General features: G+C 59.1%; 14 protein-coding genes. 10 read left to right on the top strand and 4 right to left on the bottom strand.

Going from position 1 to position 13,514, the window contains the following annotated elements:
* The first annotated feature begins 125 nt into the window (after positions 1-125).
* The 3 genes from FB593_RS14545 (at position 126) to FB593_RS14535 (ending at position 4,029) form a co-directional block, all read left to right on the top strand.
* Positions 126-536, top strand: coding sequence for a carboxymuconolactone decarboxylase family protein (locus FB593_RS14545; protein WP_112290531.1), 411 nt, complete (start codon positions 126-128; stop codon positions 534-536).
* A 102-nt stretch (positions 537-638) separates the two neighbouring features.
* The gene (locus FB593_RS14540) at positions 639-3,113 is read left to right on the top strand and encodes an ATP-dependent helicase (protein ID WP_025594016.1); all 2,475 of its coding nucleotides are present in this window, start codon (positions 639-641) and stop codon (positions 3,111-3,113) included.
* Between the two features lie 103 nt (positions 3,114-3,216).
* On the top strand, positions 3,217-4,029 hold the full coding sequence (locus FB593_RS14535; protein ID WP_145166704.1) for a glycosyltransferase family 25 protein: 813 nt from the start codon (positions 3,217-3,219) through the stop codon (positions 4,027-4,029).
* A 163-nt stretch (positions 4,030-4,192) separates the two neighbouring features.
* Here FB593_RS14535 and betI read toward each other — a convergent pair whose 3' ends face one another.
* Entirely contained in the window at positions 4,193-4,789 is a 597-nt protein-coding gene (betI, locus tag FB593_RS14530) for a choline-responsive transcriptional repressor BetI (protein WP_111790711.1), read from the bottom strand.
* Between the two features lie 101 nt (positions 4,790-4,890).
* On the opposite strand from betI, the gene choX reads away from it, so the two are divergent.
* The 4 genes from choX (at position 4,891) to FB593_RS14510 (ending at position 7,671) form a co-directional block, all read left to right on the top strand.
* The gene (choX, locus tag FB593_RS14525; protein ID WP_038491579.1) at positions 4,891-5,829 is read left to right on the top strand and encodes a choline ABC transporter substrate-binding protein; all 939 of its coding nucleotides are present in this window, start codon (positions 4,891-4,893) and stop codon (positions 5,827-5,829) included.
* Positions 5,826-6,656: an alpha/beta fold hydrolase gene (locus FB593_RS14520; protein WP_038491582.1), complete on the top strand. Its 831-nt coding sequence runs from the start codon at positions 5,826-5,828 to the stop codon at positions 6,654-6,656. The genes choX and FB593_RS14520 overlap by 4 nt, the downstream gene beginning before the upstream one ends.
* A 110-nt stretch (positions 6,657-6,766) precedes the next feature.
* Positions 6,767-7,249, top strand: coding sequence for a DMT family transporter (locus tag FB593_RS14515; protein WP_003513161.1), 483 nt, complete (start codon positions 6,767-6,769; stop codon positions 7,247-7,249).
* Positions 7,246-7,671: a DMT family transporter gene (locus tag FB593_RS14510; RefSeq protein WP_003513163.1), complete on the top strand. Its 426-nt coding sequence runs from the start codon at positions 7,246-7,248 to the stop codon at positions 7,669-7,671. Before FB593_RS14515 ends, FB593_RS14510 begins: the two co-directional genes overlap by 4 nt.
* 52 nt (positions 7,672-7,723) lie before the next feature.
* Here the strand turns inward: FB593_RS14510 and FB593_RS14505 are convergent, their stop codons facing one another.
* Entirely contained in the window at positions 7,724-9,010 is a 1,287-nt protein-coding gene (locus FB593_RS14505) for a DUF2778 domain-containing protein (protein WP_112673591.1), read from the bottom strand.
* A gap of 455 nt (positions 9,011-9,465) precedes the next feature.
* Here FB593_RS14505 and pncA point away from each other — a divergent pair, with 455 nt between their 5' ends.
* A complete protein-coding gene (gene pncA, locus FB593_RS14500) occupies positions 9,466-10,092 on the top strand; it encodes a bifunctional nicotinamidase/pyrazinamidase (RefSeq protein WP_013636493.1) in 627 nt (208 codons plus the stop codon).
* A 7-nt stretch (positions 10,093-10,099) separates the two neighbouring features.
* On the opposite strand, the gene FB593_RS14495 is transcribed toward pncA, so the two are convergent.
* Positions 10,100-10,336 carry a DUF2164 domain-containing protein gene (locus FB593_RS14495; RefSeq protein WP_003513169.1) on the bottom strand — a complete coding sequence of 79 codons (237 nt, stop codon included), beginning with the start codon at positions 10,334-10,336 and terminating at the stop codon, positions 10,100-10,102.
* 181 nt (positions 10,337-10,517) lie between these two features.
* On the opposite strand from FB593_RS14495, the gene FB593_RS14490 reads away from it, so the two are divergent.
* Together FB593_RS14490 and FB593_RS14485 are read left to right on the top strand one after the other, a co-directional pair.
* Positions 10,518-11,237 (top strand): AzlC family ABC transporter permease, encoded by a 720-nt coding sequence (locus FB593_RS14490; RefSeq protein WP_025594025.1) that lies wholly within the window; start codon positions 10,518-10,520, stop codon positions 11,235-11,237.
* Positions 11,234-11,548: an AzlD family protein gene (locus tag FB593_RS14485; protein WP_019565298.1), complete on the top strand. Its 315-nt coding sequence runs from the start codon at positions 11,234-11,236 to the stop codon at positions 11,546-11,548. The genes FB593_RS14490 and FB593_RS14485 overlap by 4 nt, the downstream gene beginning before the upstream one ends.
* Here FB593_RS14485 and FB593_RS14480 read toward each other — a convergent pair.
* Complete coding sequence (locus FB593_RS14480; protein WP_145166703.1) at positions 11,545-13,386, bottom strand: aminopeptidase P family protein; 1,842 nt, start codon at positions 13,384-13,386, stop codon at positions 11,545-11,547. The genes FB593_RS14485 and FB593_RS14480 overlap by 4 nt on opposite strands.
* Positions 13,387-13,514: the final 128 nt, after the last annotated feature.

Genomic DNA, 13,514 nt, shown 5'->3' with positions numbered 1-13,514 from the left:
TCCGTTCCTTACATAATTGTAATTTGTGATGAATTGTCGTCGAAAGCGCACTGACGGCCATTTCTGTCGCAAACATTCACCAATCCGGTAATCTGCAGCTGAAATAGCCATGACCGGAGGAATGCATGAGCACCGTAACGAAAGCCGAAAATGCCGAAGCCAACCCGCGCGTCAAGGCTGTGTTCGACGATATCCGCACAACGCGGAAATCGGATTTCATCAACAATATGTGGCTCTACCTCGCCTTCGACCCCGATCTTCTGGAAAAGACCTGGGCCGAGGTCAAGGCGGTGATGGCCACACCTTCAGCGCTCGATCCGCTGGTGAAGGAAATGCTTTATATCGCCGTTTCCGTCACCAATGGCTGCTCCTACTGCGCCCACTCCCATACCGCGGCTGCAAAAGCCAAGGGCATGACGGGCGAACAGCATGCCGATCTCATGCGCGTCATCGCCCTTGCCGCCAAGACCAACCAACTGGCCGTGGCGCTGCAATTGCCGGTGGACGCGGCTTTTGATGCCGACAGGCGGGCCTGAGACGAAAAAAACGTCTTGGAATAGGCGTTTTGACGGATGATACCGGAATAAAAGCAGAACACGGTTCTAGCCTTTATATCCCGAATCACTACATTGGGCCGCATGAGCAACAGTTTTGACGATATGCCGTTCTTCGACGAAGAACCTGAGGCGCCGCGCAAGGCGACGAACAATGCCGATGCAGGCAACGCCGGCGGGCTTGGCATTGCCGCGCGCGCCATGGCGGCACGCGATCAGGCCCGGCCCACGCCCGACTATCTTTCCGGCCTCAACCCGGAGCAGCGCGAGGCCGTGGAGACACTGGACGGCGCTGTTCTGGTGCTTGCGGGCGCCGGCACCGGCAAGACCCGCGTTCTGACCACCCGCATCGCCCATATTCTGGCGACCGGACGCGCCTATCCCAGCCAGATTCTGGCCGTGACCTTCACCAACAAGGCCGCCCGCGAGATGAAGGAACGTATTGGCGTTCTGGTCGGCGGCGCGGTTGAGGGCATGCCCTGGCTCGGCACCTTCCACTCCATCGGTGTCAAGCTCTTGCGTCGCCATGCCGAACTCATCGGCCTGAAGTCTGATTTCACCATTCTCGACACCGACGATGTGGTGCGGCTGATCAAACAGCTTATCCAGGCCGAAGGTCTTGATGACAAGCGCTGGCCGGCCAAACAATTCGCCGGCATGATTGACGGCTGGAAGAACAAGGGACTGACACCGCCGGATATTCCCGAGGGCGATTCCCGTGCCTTTGCCAATGGCAAGGGCCGCGAACTTTACACGGCCTATCAGAACCGACTGAAAACGCTGAACGCCTGCGATTTCGGCGATCTTCTGCTGCACCCCATCAGCATCTTCCGCCGCAATCCCGATATTCTGAAGGAGTACCACCAGAAATTCCGCTACATTCTGGTGGACGAGTATCAGGACACCAATACGGCGCAATATATGTGGCTCAGGCTTCTTGCCCAGCGCCCCAAAGGCGAGCCGCAAAACGTCTGCTGCGTCGGCGACGATGACCAGTCGATCTATGGCTGGCGCGGCGCCGAAGTGGACAACATCCTGCGCTTCGACAAGGATTTTCCCGGTGCCAAGGTCATCAAGCTGGAGCGTAACTACCGCTCCACCGAGCATATTCTAGGCACCGCCGGCCATCTGATCGCCCATAATGAAGGGCGTCTCGGCAAGACCCTGTTCACCGAGCGCAGCAGCCCCGACGATGAGAAGGTCGTGGTGCATGCGGCCTGGGATTCCGAAGAGGAAGCCCGCGCCGTCGGTGAAGAAATCGAGCAGCTTCAGCGCAAGAACCACAAGCTGAACGACATGGCCATTCTCGTTCGCGCCTCCTTCCAGATGCGCGAGTTCGAAGACCGTTTCGTCACGCTTGGCCTCAATTACCGCGTCATCGGCGGTCCGCGCTTCTACGAGCGTCTCGAAATCCGCGATGCCATGGCCTATTTCCGCCTTGTCTGCCAGCCGGCCGACGATCTGGCCTTCGAGCGCATCGTCAACACCCCCAAGCGCGGCCTAGGCGACACGACCATCCGCAATCTGCATGATTACGCCCGCGCCCGCGACATTCCGATGCTGGCGGCAGCGACCGACATCATCGAGACCGACGAGCTGAAACCGAAGGCGCGCAAGGCGCTGTTCGACGTGGTGCAGGATTTCCGCCGCTGGCAGGGGCTTCTGGAAAACACCGAACACACCACGCTTGCCGAGCAGATCCTGGACGAAAGCGGCTATACTGCCATGTGGCAGGCCGACAAGACGGCGGAAGCGCCCGGTCGGCTGGAAAACCTGAAGGAACTCATCCGCTCGATGGAGGCCTTCGAGAGCCTCCGCGGTTTCCTCGAGCATGTCGCGCTCGTCATGGATGCCGAGCAGAACGAAAATCTCGATGCCGTCTCCATCATGACGCTGCATTCCGCCAAGGGGCTGGAATTCGACACCGTTTTCCTTCCCGGTTGGGAAGAAGGTCTGTTCCCGCACCAGCGGGCGCTGGACGAAGGCGGCCGCTCCGGTCTGGAGGAAGAACGTCGTCTAGCCTACGTCGGCATCACCCGCGCCAAGAAGCTATGCCATATCTGGTTCGTATCGAACCGGCGTATCCATGGTCTGTGGCAATCCACCCTGCCCTCGCGTTTTCTCGATGAACTGCCGCCAGCGCACGTGGATGTCGCGGCATCCGACAGCAATTACGGTGGTTACGGCGGACGCGGCGGTTATGGCCAGTCCCGTTTCGACAAGGCGGAGCCCTTCGCCAACAACTACTCCACCCCCGGCTGGAAACGTGCCCAGGCCAACAAGTCCGACGCGACCCGCGATAACTGGGGCACACGCTCCGGCCATGCGGTCGAGAGGATTGGTTATGGCGAAAGCGGCCCCCGCGCCCGCACGATCGACGGCGAACTGGTGGCCAAATCGGTTGCCGACACACCGTCGAAATTCGTGGTCGGAGACCGCGTTTTCCATATCAAATTCGGCAATGGCAACATCTCCGCCATCGAGGGTAACAAACTGACCATCGATTTTGACCGCGCCGGACAAAAGCGTGTGCTGGATGGATTTGTGGAAAAGGTTTGATTCGACAACTATGAGTGTGCGAATGCAGTTTTTTCCATAGCCCCCGTCACGCCGTTGCAATAAAGGAGTTGCAACAGGGTGCAGAAACCGGGCGAGGACTGCTTTGCATATTTTACCGAAAAGCGGGCGCAAGCTTGCCGTTTTCCTGATCAATATGGACAGCGCCACCAAGCGCCTCGAGGACATGAACGCACGCCTCGACGCCATCGGGCTGAAGGCAGAGCGGGTCCCGGGCGTCAATGGCCGTGAACTGAATTATCCTATCCCGGAATTCAGCGAGCTTTCCTACATGCTCATGCATGGCCGCCGCACCTCGCCGCCGGAAATCGGCTGCTATCTCAGCCATGTCGCCTGTGCCAACAGGTTCATGGGCAGCGATGCCGATATCGCGCTCATTCTTGAAGACGATGTCGTCTTCGAAAAGGATTTCCTGGAAGCGATCGACGAGGCGATAGTGAACGGGAGCGACTGGGATCTGCTTCGGCTGACCACGGTCAGCAACGGTCGCAAGTTTCCGTTCCGCAAGCTCGTTAGCGGACGCTCACTCGCAATTGCGTTGACGCGGGAAAAGGGTTCGGGCGCATATCTCGTCAACCGCCGTGCCGGCAAATGGATCTCGAAGCTGATCCCCATGCGGCTTGCCTACGATATTGCCTTCGACCTGGAATATCTCGCCGGCCTGAAGGCAGCCTTCATTTACCCACTCTGCGCCACGCAGGATGCGGACGGGGAAAGCCAGATCCAGAACAATCTGCGGATATACCGTCTGCCCCGCTGGCGCTACTTCACCGTGCTGCCCTACCGCACTTTTCTGGAAACCAGCCGTTTCCTCATGCGCAGCCTCCGGTTTGCCGTTGCCAAGCTGACCGTTGCGCTGGAGCGCCGCAAGGGCAAGACCGTTCCCACCGGCAATTGACTGCGCTGGCTTACACTTCGCCGGGCGTGAACCCAACCAGATAGACCGCCGCGATCACAGCTGCGAGAGTGAAAATCGAAATGACGAAAATCGTCATCCGGTTCAAGGGTTTGCGCGTCGTTTTCTTCATGGTGGAATAATGCGAAGCGCGCGTACTGGTTCCCTACGGATTGTCAGCTTTTGCCTGCGGTAACCTGTGAGACAGGTAATCCCGCATCTGCTCCATTGCCTCGTCGCGCGTCAAACCACCGGACTGCAATCCTGAGCGCAACCAGAGGCCGTCGATAAGCGAAGTGATCCCAAGCGCGACAGTTGCGCAGTCTTGCCTCGGCACGAGATGCACCAAAGCCGACAAAAGATTGGAGCGCATCCGCGCATGGATCACCTTCTGGATCCTGGCGAGCTGCGGCTCGCGCGGAACCTCGGCGCAAAGCGACAGCCAGGCGTGGCAGATCGAGGGCTGAAAGAAGCTCTCGTCGAAATTCGCCTCGATAATCGCATCGAGCCGCTCACGCGGACTGACCGCCCGATTGAGGCGCGCCACCACGGCCTCCTTCAGCTTCACATTGGCTTCGCGCATCGCGTGCTCGAATAGTTCCTGCTTGTTGGCGAAATAATGCAGCACGATGCCTTTCGAGGCGCCTGCCTGTGCCGCCACCCTTTCAAGCGTGGCACCCGCCATTCCCTCACGCTGAAGAACTTCGAATGCAGCCCGCCTCAGCTCCGCCCGGCGAATATCGCTTATCTTGGTCAGTCGCATCTTTGTCTCCTTGCGTGAGCAATATTGACAAATTTTCCGTAAAGATCAATTATTGTCCCACCGGTCAATCTAATGACCCAATAGACAAAAAAGGTGGAACAATGAAAAAATGGGCAGGTGTTTTTTCGGCCGCGATGGTTTTGACAACCGTCGGCACTTCCGCGCTCGCATCGGATGCTGAAACTTGCAAGGTTGTGCGACTGGCCGAACCCGGCTGGAACGATCTTGCTTTCACCACCGGCATCGCCATGTCGCTGTTGAAATCACTGGGATATGAGCCGCAAAGCCAGCTTCTCGGGATCGACGTCATCTACACGAGCCTGAAGAGCAAGGATCTCGACGTCTTTCTGGGCTATTGGAACCCGGCAATGGTGAACTACTACAAGCCTTACAAGGAAGACGGATCGGTCGAAAAAGTCCGAACCAATCTGGTGGGCGCCAAATACACTTTCGCGGTTCCGACCTATGTTTGGGATGCCGGCGTCAGGGATTTCTCCGACCTGCAAAAATTCGCGGACAAGTTCGACAGCAAGCTCTACGGCATCGAACCGGGCTCCAACCAGTTGATGCTGGATGCCGTCAACGATCCGGCACTGGGACTGCACAATTGGGAAGTGGTCGAGTCCAGCGAACAGGGCATGCTTTCGCAGGTAACCCGTTTCGCCCGCAACAAGTCCTTCATTGTGTTCCAGGGGTGGGCGCCGCACCCGATGAACAGCAAATTCGACATCAAGTACCTGACGGGCGGCGATAAATTTTACGGGCCCGACTTCGGCGCTGCCACAGTCGATACGCAGGTACGCAAAGGCTACCTACAGGAATGCCCGAATGTGGCGAAGCTGCTCGATAATCTCGCATTCGACGTGGAGTACGAGAACAAGGGCATGGACTATATCATGAACGGTGGAATGTCCCCGGAAGACGCGGCAAAGCAGGCGATCAAGGATGAGCCGCAACGACTGGACGCTTGGCTGAAGGGCGTATCGACGTTCGACGGGCAGGATGGTCTCACTGCCGTAAAGGCGGGGATCGGCCTGTGACGGCAATATTGCAGGATGATTGGGAGAAGCGGAAGCAGTATGTAGAATTGCCCCGCGGTCGCCAGCTGGCTTTCATCGACACCGGCGGTCCGGGCCCAGTCCTGCTGATGCTGCATGGTTTTTCGGACACCAGCCGCAGCTTCTCCATGCTTGAGCCTTTTTTCAGCGAATACAGGCTCATCGTCCCTGACCTGCCCGGACACGGGGTTTCCTCGGCGGGACAGAGCCTGCATGTCGCTGATTTCGCCGAAACGGTCGATCGGTTTCTAACGCTCCTGGGTATTTCACGGCTGTTTCTGCTCGGCCACTCCATGGGTGCGATGACCACTATCGAACTTGCCGCCCGGCGAGGCGACACGATCCGGGCTCTTGCCCTCATCTCGGCAACGCTTGAGCCGGATTTTGGCGCGGAAAGCCAGTTGACCAGAGATATTCTCGCACTTCGGGACCCGATCGGACCCAATAGCGGCTTTCTGCGCGGCTGGTATTCGTGCAGTCAGCCAGTCGACGATGATTTTTTGTCGAAAATGAAACAGGATGCCGCCAACATGCCGGCTGCCATCTGGCATGGCGTCGTTGAGCGCTTTGCGGATACAAACCTGCATCACAGCGCGTCCAGAATAAAAAAACCGGTACTGTGCCTCGCCGGTTTCGAAGACCCCCTTTTCGGCGCGTCGCATCGTCGAAAATTGGCCGCCGCCTTTCCCGAGGCTCAAACCGTTACGCTCGATGGGCATGGCCACAATCCGCATTGGGAAAACCCGAAGGGCGTATCCACGCTGATCGCCGATTTTTTCGCGGATGTTATGTCAGACTGCGCTAAGTAAGAAGGTGGAGTGCGCTGGTTGCACATGTTTCTGGAAACAACTGACAAATCGATTTCGATTCAGGTGCCGATGTTGTAACGCTTCGCTGAATAATCATATTTTGGCTGGCCATGACAGAAACGACCCATCCCCGCCTGAACCCGTTGCACCTTGCCGCCGCCTTCGCAAGCGGCTGTCTTCTGACATTGATGGTGCATTTCAACGGCCAGCTTGCGCATTACGGAAACGCACTTTTCTCCTCCTGGACTGCACATGGCACCGGCACGGTGGCGGCGCTGATCTATCTCGCGATCATGCGCCCGAAGACGGAGGCGGGTGCGCTGGCCAAACCGAAGGCGCCGCTCTGGGCCTATTGCGGTGGGGTGATTGGTGCGGCCATCGTCATCCTCACCTCCACCGCCGTCAATTCGCCGCTTGCCCTCTCCGGCACCATCGCGCTCGGGTTGGGCGGACAGGTGATCTTCAGCCTTCTGGCCGATTTCTTCGGCCTGTTTGGCCTGCCCAAGCGGCGGCCGGATTTGCGTGACATGGCGGCGGTGGCACTGATTCTCTGTGGCAGCGCACTTATTATCCTTGTCGGGAGAACGGCATGATCGTCTGGATAGCCATGGCGTTTACCGGCGGCGTCTTTGTGGCACTGAGCCGTCAGGTCAACGGCCGCCTCAGCCTGTCGAACTCACCGCTGATCGCCTCGTTCTGGAACCATATCGTCGGTTTCGGGGTATTGACCGTCATCGGCCTCATCGTCGGCGGCCTCATTCCGCCGGGCGCGGCCGACGCGCCGTGGCTTGCCTTTATCGGTGGCCCCATCGGTGTTGTCTTCATCGCTTCGGGAAGCTGGCTCATCCCCCGCATCGGCGCGGTCAATACCGCACTTCTCGTCATCAGCGGCCAGATGGTCTCAAGCGTCGTGCTCGACTTTTTCAGCGATCAGCCGCCGAAACTCTGGGCGAGCGCACTCGGCATTCTGCTGATTCTCGCCGGCATGGTGCTGACCCAGCGACGCGGCCGCTAGGGCATTTCTCCGGTAAAAATGTGCAGCGGTTGTACGTCCGGGAAAGCGTAAATCAGGTATCGCTGTCGCGTGAGAACATGCTGAGCAGGGTCTTGCCGCCACTCTTGCCACCGCTGCTTGCGAGCGTCGGGCGACCACCATTCAGCTTCGGCACCACGACCATGCGTTTGACTTCGCCACGTTTGAAGGCCGCAAGGAACCGGGAGTAATCCCGGAACACAACGCAGCCATTCGATTCACCGCGTTTCGCCAGCATGTAGGTGTGGGCGAGAAGACCGTCGCGGCCATGCGGATTGACGCCATTTTCCGGCGTCAGACGGATTGCTTCGACGCCATGGAACCGCGCCTCGCGCATCGTCAGACGATAGCTGGAGGGCGGCGTCGAGCCGCGCATTCTCACATGAACATAGTCGGGGTTGTCGCGCATCTTGCCGATGCCCGAATGTGCCTCGAGCTTTTCGCCGTTCGGCATATGAACCAGGCCGGAGGAAATATCGTAGATCGCCGTGCCGTTGCCGCGATCCGGCCACGGAACCGCATCCATCTTGCTCGGCTCGCGCACCGGATTATCAGGTTTTGCAAAGGCGAGCATGCCGGCCGTGCCCTGCCGCGGCTGCTGGGGTGCACGCGCAGGCACCGGCGCATCGAAAGCAGGTGCGGAAGCAACGGCTGCCGGGTGTTCATCGGTCTTCGCTAGAACGGCGGGGCGGGGTGATGGCTCCACCGTTTCGGCAGCCGCAACCTCGGGCCGGAAGCTTGGCAAAGGGACGTCGTCCGGAAGCAGGCTGCTCGCCTCTTCCTCGATCTGCGGGCGCCCTAATGCCACTTCAAATGCCGGATGTTGCGATGCGGCGCTCTGATATGCGACCTCTGTTGTGCGTCCAAGCGCCGAATCGACAATGGCGGAGGGCCGCAGCGCTGCAAGTTCCTTGACTGTCGCCTGCCCCTTCGCGTTCGTAGCCGCGCCAAAACGCTCGCGGAACTCCTTCTCGCCGATTTCGGGCATGATGCCGGCAAGGCGAACCGCCTTCTGCGGGCCATGGCTGTGGTCGCTCAGACGGGAAAATTTGCGGACGTGGATATCGCGTGCGGCTGCGCCGGAAATCGCAGCCTCGCCAGACTCCAGCCTCGCCACCAGCGTCTTCTCAAACTGCCCGACACCATGCGATGCGGCCGCCATCGTGTGAAGCGAGGCGAAGGCAGCGAAGGCGAACAGACCGGCAAAGGCACCACCGCCAAGCAGAGCGGACATTCGGCCAAGAGAAAAGGATTTGCCTCTCTTGAGGCAAGACGAACCGGCAAGACCGGCGCCATTATAAGCCGCAGCAGAATACGCCATGATACTCGTTACTCGAACCGTTCACGCACACCCGGGCAAAGCCGGAGGGATTTTGGGGCATCCGAACAGCGGGCGGACACCCGGCCGATTTCGGAACTGACTGGTTCGAAGCATGACGAATTATGGTAACCAAAGTGTTTACGAGTCCCTGCAAAAATAATTCGTTAAGGTCTGCGCATTATCGGGCGAAGGCAAAACAATGACTTGCGCGGGCTGGGCATGCATCTGCATCGCCTTTTCCCGGAAAATGCCCCGCAGGGCGTCATCGGCCTTTAAAGTTTACGTCGCCGCATCGTCAGGTAAATTCCGACTTTGCCGGAAATTTGCTGTAAATGCGGCAGGACTGCGACGGAGCAAATCTATGCCATCAGCCGTCAAGCACATACAAAGCTGGTAAGGGCACTTGATCCGTTGCTGCCGGCTTGGCATCCTGCCGGAAATAAGGGAGGCAAATCATGAAGGCGCTGCTGCTCATCGATATCCAGAACGGCTTTTGTCCGGGCGGTAATCTGGCTGTTGCCGATGGCGACCGGATCGTGCCCGTCGCCAATGCCCTGATCGACAATGGCGGTTACGATCTGATCGTCGCCTCGCAGGATTGGCACCCGGAAAATCACGGCAGCTTTGCCTCGCAGCATGTCGGCAAGAAGCCGTTCGATATGGGTGAACTCTCCGGCAAACCGCAGATGATGTGGCCGGACCATTGCGTGCAGGGCACGCCGGATGCGGAATTCCATCCCGACCTCAAGACGGAGGCTTTCGACTATATCCAGCAGAAAGGCGAAAATCCCGCCGTCGACAGCTATTCCGCCTTTCGCGACAATGATCAGGGCGCAACGACAGGCCTTGCCGATTATCTGACGCGCCAAGGCGTAACCCAGCTCGACATATGCGGGCTCGCCACCGATTATTGCGTCAGTTTCTCGGTGCTCGATGCCCTCGACATGCTGCCTGGCGTCAAGGTCCGTTTCATCGAGGATGCCAGCCGCGGCATCGATCCCCAAGGTATACAGGCGTCGATTGCGGCCATGCGGGAAAAAGGCGCGACCATCCTCAAAAGCCGCGACATTTTGCGCGACTGAGGGCCGGTCATCGCAGCCTCGGCTTCTCCAGCACGTCGATATCGCCTGCCGCATCCTCCAGGCGCCGCAGGATCGCGGCATGCGCATCCTTGAGCCCCTGATTGTAAAAGACATATCCGACTTCTTCGGCCAGAAAGTCGACGAAGATTTCCGCCTGCAGCAAGCCGATCTCGGTTTCGGTCTCCCGAGCCAGATACTCCCGAACACGCGCGGCCAGCACTGCCCTGTCCTGCTTCTCCAGCATTGATCCTCCATTATTCAATCGATTGGGCGGGGAGCAAAAACCGGGTGAGGCCTTCCGTCCGACGTCGCGTATAGGCGTTACCGTAACGGAAGCTTCAAGGGAATCAATCGATCCATTCATGCAATTTGTTTGCCAGCCGGCCGGGACGGCGATAGAGCGGCGGGCAAGGAGTTCCTGAACAATGTCCAATGCAGATTTCCGCGAAGGCCTCAAAAGCGGCTTTCCGATAGCCCTTTCCGCCGCTCCCTTTGGCGCGCTGTTCGGCGCGGTCGCGGTCGATAACGGGCTGAGCGTCGCCGAAGCGACGATCATGAGCGGCACCGTCTATGCCGGTGCCAGCCAGCTGGTCGGCATCGAATTATTCGGCCAGAAAGTAGCCCCCTGGCTGATCGTGCTATCGGTCTTTGCCGTCAATTTTCGCCATATTCTCTATTCGGCCGCCATTGCCAGAATGATAACCAACTGGACTTTCCTGCAAAAGGCCATCGGGTTCTTCGTGCTGGTGGATCCACAATTCGCCGAGTCGGTCAGGAAATACGAAAACACCGGCGTGGTCGGTTTCGCCTGGTACATGGGCTTCGCCACGCCGATCTATATTCTGTGGCTGGTGATGACCATTGTCGGCGCATCGCTCGGCAATCTCGTCGGCGACCCGAAAGCCATCGGCCTTGATGTGCTGTTGCCGATCTATTTCATGGGCATGGTTTTGAGCTTCCGCCAGCGGGAGAATTTTTACCCGGTGATGCTGGCAAGCGCTCTTGGCGCAACCGTTGCCTATCACATCGTCGGCTCGCCCTGGCATGTCAGCCTCGGCGCGCTTGCCGGCATTCTCGTTGCAGTCGTCTATCCGCCGAAACCAACCGGCGAGGCCAATTCTGAAAGCAAGGTGGAAACGCCATGAGCGATCTGCTGCACGCCGACACGCTGATCCTGATCGCGCTCGCCACCGTCGCCACCTATCTTACCCGCATCGGCGGTTATGTTCTGATGACGCGGATGAAATCCATCCCGCCGCGCATGGAGGCGGGATTGAACGCCGTTCCCGTAGCGGTTTTGACGACCCTTGTCGCACCCGCCTTTTTTGAAGGCGGATACGAGGTGAAGATCGCCATGGTGGCCGCTCTTCTGGTCTGCCTGCGTTTCCCCGGCCTGACGATGCTGGCCATTGGCTGGGCCATCGTCGTCGCCATCAGGCACTTTTCTCTCCTTTAAGCGTTCCGCGCCAGAGGCTGCGTGGCCGCAACAAGCCACGCTTTCACCTCTTCATCCGCGATCAAAGGCGAGAGCTTTTCCAGAACGCCGGCGTGATAGGCATTCAGCCAGTCCAGTTCGTCGTCGGTCAAAAGTGCCGTGACGACCAGCCTGCGATCGATAGGGCACCAGGTCAGGGTCTCGAAGGACAACATCGGCTGATCGCCGCCCGCGACTTCCGCCGCCTCGCGCACATAGATCAGGTTTTCGATGCGGATGCCAAAAGCGCCGGGGCGGTAATAACCGGGCTCATTCGACAGAATCATGCCCGGCAGAAGTTCCTGCGTCGAAAGCCGAGAAATACGCTGCGGCCCTTCATGCACCGAAAGATAGGAGCCGACGCCGTGGCCGGTGCCATGAGCATAATCCGCACCGGCCTTCCACAGCGCGATACGCGCCAGGGGATCGAGATCGCAACCGCGCGTTCCCTTGGGAAACCGTGCGTCGCTGATGGCGATCACGCCCTTCAGCACCAGCGTGAAGAAACGCCGCTGATCTTCCGGGACATTGCCGATTGCCACGGTGCGGGTGATGTCAGTGGTGCCGTTGACATATTGCGCGCCGGAATCGACGAGAAACATCTCACCATCGCCAAGTGTCCGGTCCGTATCGGTGGTGACGCGATAATGGATGATGGCGGCATGTTCGCCCGCGCCCGAAATCGTATCGAAAGACACGTCCTTCAGAGGATTCTGGAGAGACTGCCCCACTTTGGCGCGCGCAGCCTCCAGCGCCTTCACGGCCGCGATTTCGGTAACGCTGCCCGGTTGCTGACGATCCAGCCAGCACAGATATTCAACCATAGCCGCGCCGTCCTGCACATGTGCCGCTGCCGAGCCGGCAAGCTCCGCCGCGTTCTTGCACGCGCGCGGCAAGCGGACGGGATCCGCCTCCTCGATCAAGGTGCCACCCGCCGCCGTAATCGCCCCTGTCAGCGCCACAGGCGTCAGATCGGCGTCCACCATGACGCGGCCCTTGGCGCTGGCAATGGCGTGCAGACGATCGGCGATATTCGATGGCGGCAATTGCGTCGCCAGCTGTGCCAGATAGGCCTCGGCCTCGATACCGGTCTTGCGTTTGTCGAGAAAAATATCGGCCTTGCCATCCGCATAGATGATGGCGCGGGCAAGCGGATGCGGCGTGTGCGGCACATCGTTGCCGCGAATATTGAAAATCCAGGCAATGGAAGACGGATCTGTCACCAGCAGGGCATCGGCTCCCTTGGCCGACACCGTCTCTGCCAGCGAGGCGATCTTTTCCTTCGCCAGCTTGCCGGTGAAGGCTTCCGGCTGAATGACGACAGGCTCCAGCGGTTCTGACGGGCGGTCATGCCACAGGGCATCGAGTGGGTTGTTTTCGAGCAGGACGACGGAACCGCCCTTCCCCGCAAGCGCCTTTTCCAACCGCTTCAATTCAGCGCCGGTATGCAGCCACGGATCGATCCCGAGCCGAAAGCCCGCAGCCCCGTGCTCCGACAACCAGACGGAAGGCGGGGCACCGACCAGATCACCACCGCTGAACACCGATTGATCGACCTGCGACTTCAACTGCGTGGTATACCGGCCATCGACAAACACCACCGCCTCTGCGCGCGCTACCAGCGCAATGCCGGCAGAGCCGGTAAATCCGGTCAGCCATGACAGACGCTCAGATGATTCAGGTACATATTCGCCCTGATATTCATCGGCACGCGGCACCAGGAAACCATCGATACCAAGGGCGTCGAAACTGGCACGCAGCGCCTCGACGCGGGCCTTGCCGAATTGCGGCGCGGATTTGTTTTCGAAGGTCTGGAACATGGGCATCTTTCGGGAACTGTCATGAGGAAAGCGGTCGGTAACGCCGTCAAATCATTGGCGCGCAACGACAATGCCATGCCGACAAACCCGGTTTCAAGCCATATGTGCCATCAACCATTACGACAGGC

Source organism: Rhizobium sp. SJZ105 (assembly GCF_007828365.1).
Lineage (GTDB): Bacteria > Pseudomonadota > Alphaproteobacteria > Rhizobiales > Rhizobiaceae > Agrobacterium > Agrobacterium tumefaciens.
This window is presented reverse-complemented; position numbering and strand designations above follow the sequence as displayed.

Excerpts from the sequence above, each read along its gene's own strand:
- FB593_RS14545 (WP_112290531.1), top strand. The coding sequence starts at position 126 with ATGAGCACCGTAACGAAAGCCGAAAATGCCGAAGCCAACCCGCGCGTC.
- FB593_RS14540 (WP_025594016.1), top strand. The coding sequence starts at position 639 with ATGAGCAACAGTTTTGACGATATGCCGTTCTTCGACGAAGAACCTGAG.
- betI (WP_111790711.1), bottom strand. The coding sequence starts at position 4,789 with ATGCGACTGACCAAGATAAGCGATATTCGCCGGGCGGAGCTGAGGCGG.
- choX (WP_038491579.1), top strand. The coding sequence starts at position 4,891 with ATGAAAAAATGGGCAGGTGTTTTTTCGGCCGCGATGGTTTTGACAACC.
- FB593_RS14515 (WP_003513161.1), top strand. The coding sequence starts at position 6,767 with ATGACAGAAACGACCCATCCCCGCCTGAACCCGTTGCACCTTGCCGCC.
- FB593_RS14510 (WP_003513163.1), top strand. The coding sequence starts at position 7,246 with ATGATCGTCTGGATAGCCATGGCGTTTACCGGCGGCGTCTTTGTGGCA.
- FB593_RS14505 (WP_112673591.1), bottom strand. The coding sequence starts at position 9,010 with ATGGCGTATTCTGCTGCGGCTTATAATGGCGCCGGTCTTGCCGGTTCG.
- pncA (WP_013636493.1), top strand. The coding sequence starts at position 9,466 with ATGAAGGCGCTGCTGCTCATCGATATCCAGAACGGCTTTTGTCCGGGC.
- FB593_RS14495 (WP_003513169.1), bottom strand. The coding sequence starts at position 10,336 with ATGCTGGAGAAGCAGGACAGGGCAGTGCTGGCCGCGCGTGTTCGGGAG.
- FB593_RS14490 (WP_025594025.1), top strand. The coding sequence starts at position 10,518 with ATGTCCAATGCAGATTTCCGCGAAGGCCTCAAAAGCGGCTTTCCGATA.
- FB593_RS14485 (WP_019565298.1), top strand. The coding sequence starts at position 11,234 with ATGAGCGATCTGCTGCACGCCGACACGCTGATCCTGATCGCGCTCGCC.
- FB593_RS14480 (WP_145166703.1), bottom strand. The coding sequence starts at position 13,386 with ATGTTCCAGACCTTCGAAAACAAATCCGCGCCGCAATTCGGCAAGGCC.